3 protein-coding genes are annotated in these 5,209 nt (G+C 60.7%); 1 reads left to right on the forward strand and 2 read right to left on the reverse strand.

Features of this window, described 5'->3' with window-relative positions; translation table 11 throughout:
• Positions 1 to 2,424 (forward strand): ATP-binding protein (locus ACESNG_RS16705; RefSeq protein WP_373069863.1); only part of this gene is annotated, 2,424 nt, incomplete at its 5' end.
• Here the strand turns inward: ACESNG_RS16705 and ACESNG_RS16710 are convergent.
• Both ACESNG_RS16710 and ACESNG_RS16715 read right to left on the reverse strand, forming a co-directional pair.
• The gene (locus tag ACESNG_RS16710; RefSeq protein ID WP_373069865.1) at positions 2,421 to 3,275 is read right to left on the reverse strand and encodes a toll/interleukin-1 receptor domain-containing protein; all 855 of its coding nucleotides are present in this window, start codon (positions 3,273 to 3,275) and stop codon (positions 2,421 to 2,423) included. The genes ACESNG_RS16705 and ACESNG_RS16710 overlap by 4 nt on opposite strands.
• Positions 3,276 to 3,750: 475 nt before the next feature.
• Positions 3,751 to 4,674 (reverse strand): hypothetical protein, encoded by a 924-nt coding sequence (locus tag ACESNG_RS16715; RefSeq protein ID WP_373069868.1) that lies wholly within the window; start codon positions 4,672 to 4,674, stop codon positions 3,751 to 3,753.
• Positions 4,675 to 5,209 lie beyond the last annotated feature (535 nt).

A 5,209-nucleotide genomic window follows, 5' to 3' on the forward strand; every position in this document is an offset into this window, starting at 1 on the left:
GCCAGCGACGCGTACAGCCAGGCAGTTTCGCGTCTAACGATGGCAAAAGCGGCACTCGACAAACTGTTCGAGGCGGCGGAAACGTCGCAAAATGCAGGGAAGTCGCTGAAGGATGATCAGGAGTCCCTCGATGTGCTCACCGCGGAGAGGGGGAATATCCAGTCTACCGTTGCGCGCGTACAGGAGCTCACCAACGAACTTGCGATACAGCGCACCGTTCGAGACGGCGCCGCCGCCGCGCTCGGCAAGCTTGCAGACGGCGATCAGAAGATTGCGTTGTTGCGCCAGGCCGAGCGAACAGCCCTTGACGCATTGGCGCCGCTTCAGGCGCGTACCAGTGCCGCAGCCGATGCGGAGGAAGCCGCTAAGGCGAAGCACGCTGCGGCAACGCTCACGCACGAAGCCGCACTTGCTGCGCAGCGCGAGACTCGCCAGCACGCGACGCTGGCGGAGTGGTACGCGCGGTTGGCTTTGAATGGCTCCCAGCGCGCAGCAGTCGAGAAGCGGATGGCGCGCGCCGAGGTTTTGAACGTCGAGATGCAGGGTATCGCGTCGCAGTTGGCCGGCTTGCCGCAGGTCACAAGCGCGGTGTGGAACGCACTGCAGAAGCTGGAGCAGGCACGTTCTGTCGCCGAGGCCGCGCTGCTCGCCACCGCCGCGGGCGTCGAACTCCTCGAGGCGGACGTCCCGGTCGTGCTGGGAAACAGTTCAATTGCGCCGGGTAGTCGCACCAGGCTCACGGCAGACACCATACTGTCCGTCGGTAATGGCGTGCGACTGCGCATCACACCTGGTGGTGGGGCGTCGCTGGCCGATGCGCAAACAGCTTTCGACGATGCCGCCCGTAGCGTAGGTGAGCGTCTCGACGAACTTGGCGTGAGTTCGATGGACGCAGCGCGAGCTGCTCTCGAGCGCCGCATGGCGTTGGTGGAGCAGCAGCATGCGGTCGAGCTTTTGCTCAAGGAGTGTGGGGCGGAATCGGCCAGTGGCGAACGTGCCAAACTGCTGCTGGACGCTGAGGCAGCAGTGGCCGAAATTGCTCGTCGCCAAAGTATGGGTGCTTCGCATGATGCGCCCCCGACATCTGCCGACGCTGATGCACGTCTGCTCGAGTACAAGCAGAAGGCCGACGACGCGGACGTGGCGGAGCAGCGAGCGCTGGCTGACATGAAGGCACTGTCTACGTATGTAGCCGCATGCGGCGTTGAGCGGCAGACGCATGCAGAGAGTGCGCTGGAGCATGAGGTCGCGCTTTCTGCGTGCCAGCTTGACGTGAAGGTCGAAGTTGGCAAGTTCGGTGACGATGAGCTGAGAACAAGCAATCTCGCGTCGTTGCAGGCCGACTTCGACGCGTGCGAAGCCGAGTTTCTGGGGACAGCGTCCGCGCTGTCGGCGCTGCAGCCGGAAGATCTGTCGCGCGAAGCCGTGCGTATCGCGCGCGCTATCGAGATGATCACGGCGCGGCGCGTTGAATCGGAGAAGGCGCTGGCGGTAGCCACCCATACGCTGACACAGAATGGATCCGTAGATCCGCACGCGGATCTCGCACTCGCGGTGATCCAGGAGCAGCACGCGAAGGCACGACTAGACCGAGCCGATCGGCATGCGAAGGCAATCGCTCTACTTCACACACTCTTTTCGCAGGAGCAGGAGAATGCAGCGGCTCAGTTCAGTGAGCCACTCAAAACGGCGATTTCGAGGTATTTGCACTGCCTGTACGGCTCGCAGAGCAGCGTGAGCCTCGACTACGACGGGAGTGCGCTGAACCAGCTCGGGCTGACCCGTAACACGGGCAGCGCCCAGGGAACATTCTCGTTCGAGAGTCTCAGCGGGGGGGCGAAGGAGCAGCTTGGTGCGGCACTCCGGCTCGGCGTGGCCGAGGTGCTCGCCGCTGGGCATGATAGTACCCTGCCGGTGGTGTTCGACGACGCGTTTGCATTCTCGGACCCGCAGCGTCTTGTGCCGCTGCAGCGGATGCTCGATCTGGCGGCGGAGCGCGGGCTACAGGTGATCGTGCTGACGTGTAATCCGAGGGACTACGACCAATTCGGTGCAAAGCTCGTCACGATAAAAGCGCCTGGTGTGAGCGCAATAAGCGGCGGCGCTTCCGCTAGCACGGACGTCAAGGTTGCCGTACCGGCTGCGGCATCGCCGCCAATTGTGGAAGCTCGTACGCTGCCCGTCGCCGTGCACCCTCGTTTCGAGCTTCCGCCGAAGGAGCACTCTCAAGCAGATATTGCGGACGCGACCACCGAGTTTCTCGCGACGCTCGTTGAGCGCGGAGGCCAGCTGGGGAACAACGCATTGCGTCTAGCGCTGGGATGGACCGAGGCGGAGTACAACGACATCAAGCAGCATCTCGTGTTGACCCGCAAGATCGCGATCGGTCGGGGACGCGGCGGGTCTGTCACCTTGCTGGACTAGGAAGTAGTGATGGCAACACACCGTGCGCGAGTACTTTCTCTCAAATGTCCTCGACGTCGTTTGCACTTTCCGTGTAAGACCATTCTTGCCACCTCGTCCAAATGCAGTTCTGGTGGCCGCGCGTCGATGCAGTGGATGCGGCTAAGAGTTGCGAAAAGCCGCTCGACGAGGCGCGTGTTGAGTCGAAGTATCGGGCGGAGAAAGCCACTGCGACTGCATTCGCGTGAGATGCAGAGCGAGGCGTGGAACTCGTCCATGCATTCAGGAGAGTCGGCGTAGCCGTCCGTTATAAAGCAGAGCGCGCGGCGTGACCGGGCCAGACCACTCATGAGATCGGCCTTCCAGAGGCGTCCGGCGGTAAGCTGCTCACGATCGATGAAGAGTCGCAGACCGGGCTTGATGCGGCGCATAGCCTTGATCACGGGGTCTACTCGAGAGGCATCGGTGCGCCAATAGCTTACGAAAAAATCGAAGTCGGTTGAAGGCAACGATGCTAGCACCGCTGGATGGTGCTGCGTCCATTCTGCGCGCACTTGCTCGACGGCCCGACCGGCGCGAACGAGCAACTGATGCAGATCCGGTGCATTTGGTTGCAGCACGATTTCCACCCGGCGCACCGGGAGCTGTCCGATCAGAATGAGATAGGCCTGACGGATGATGGCCTCCAGCATATCACCGCGATTGCTCTCTTGATCGCCAGTAGCGAGGAGCGGAATTCGAACGCGCTCAAGTAAACGCTCAGGCACGCTTTCCGGAGTTTCGCTTTCGAGCGTCGCACCGGAGAGTACCAGATCGCGAACCGCACTGAAGACGTTGCCAACGAGATTGGGCGAGGTGTCGTGTTCACGCACATAGGGGGAAGCACTCCAGGCATGTTCGCAGCACAGCAGCTGCTGAATGTCCCCCAGCAGGGACCTAGATGCCCAACACCTCCATGTGACACGCCAGTCTTGGGCTTTGTCGCGAGCTAATGCCCGACATCAATTCACCGCCGATGTATGGCGCCGATCACGCCGGTCGGCAAAGGTGCGTAGTCATCTGGAAATGCAAACAAGCAGAGCAAATCGACGGGCAACGTGGTTTCGGTGACATCCCCCACGCACAGGTCGATGAATCGGTCTCGGCCGGACAGGCTGTTGGTAGGGAAGGATGCGACGCAATTCATGAGGGTTTCAAATGGGTATTTGGTGTGCCAAGGGGCACGTTACGCTTGTCGTTGGAGAACCTTACCCAGAAAGCTTCCCGAAGCACCTCGGAGGGCCAGCCACCACGAGAGGACGGCGAACGGTGGTGGCTGAGCCGATGATTTAACCCAATCACTGGTCGCTATAAGGATTGCCGGGCGCCGAACAACAGTTGCTCGTAAATCGGCAGAAGGAACTTGTGGGTAGCCGGTTCCGATACCGCCTTGGCGATCACCGCTTCAAGATCGGCCATTCGCTGATACTGCCACGCAAAGTCGACAAGGTCATGGGACGACGCTCCTTCAATCTCCGTTTTCACATTGAGCGTGTGACGTTGATATGTAAACACCGGCTTCGTATCGGGCTCCGCCGTCAGTGGTGCATAGTACGTCGTCTTCCAACTGCACGTTAGGCGCCCGTCTGATTGCCAGGAGTAGTCGACAACAGGTGCCTTTGCAAACAGCGGGCGCGGTTCTTCATCGGGTGCGCCCTTTCTCTGGAACAGCTGACCCACCTTCGACAACGTGGCGATCAGCGCCTTATCCGCGATCGGTGTGCCCTCGTAAAAGAAGCAGTCCTCCTCGTCCGTGACGAGTCCGTCTCCGTTCGGTGAAAACAGCTTGACCCCCAGATAGCTGATGTCGCTTCCGCCGTCGGGTCCGCATTCACGCTCGAAATCGCAAAGCGTCGTGCGCGGATTCGCGTCGGGCTTGGTGAACAGCGCGATGAGCGCTTCGCCAAGCGGCCAGCGCGCGTCGTCTCCCTCGTCGTCTCCGTCGTCGTCTCCGTCGTCATCGCCCTCGTCGTCTTCGACGTCGTAAACTCCAAAAGACACCTCTGCCGACGCAGCGAAAAAGCAGCATGACCATCCGAGGGCAAGGGGGATTCGCTGGCTGGCTATGCCGTCGCCCTCGTCAGGATGCGTAGTTCCAGAGCCATCGAGATCCCAGACCGGAGCTTCCCATGCTGGCCACCGAAGTTCACCGTCCGTCGCGCGGCGAATTGGCAGCCACGGATCCTCGGCATAAAGGCGATAGTGGTGACGCAACAGGTCCAGACGAAACATCGGCGTCAACTTGGCGAGGAAGCGCGGATTCTTCGCGCGCCACTGCCGCCAGAGTGGGTCGGCGAGGACGGCATCCGGTTCGCTCTTGAAGCGCTTGTGAAGTGCGACAAGCGCGCTGGGTTTAACGTCAAGCGTCATCGAGCATACCTCTCAAAGTTTGAGCGGTACGGGCTAGTTGAGTGAGATCGCATGGGTGCTCTGGCATTGTGGTATTCTGCTTTTGAAGGGTCGCAATGGTGGTGCCGGCCGAGTACCACGCACGCAGAATCACGGTCGCAAATGAACTTCTCTCGCCGAGCGTCAATTTCACGTCACGCGAGGTGCGTCCGCCAGAGTCCCGCACTGATCCTTAACGTAAAATCAACTAGATTTCTGAGGTGTGGTGATTTTACAGGCTTGACGGACCGCACGCCAGAACGACACTCCGTTTATCCCGTCTACGGCGCAGAGGCTACGGTTTTACTCGAATGTCGGCGACCCGTCCGGGTCATCGGCGTTTTCTTTTGGGGCATACCGTGAGCTTGTCGACACCGGC

This window comes from Gemmatimonas sp., assembly GCF_041689975.1.
Classification (GTDB): domain Bacteria; phylum Gemmatimonadota; class Gemmatimonadetes; order Gemmatimonadales; family Gemmatimonadaceae; genus Gemmatimonas.

Coding starts and splice junctions, on each gene's coding strand:
- ACESNG_RS16715 (WP_373069868.1), bottom strand. CDS start 4,674: ATGTTTCGTCTGGACCTGTTGCGTCACCACTATCGCCTTTATGCCGAG.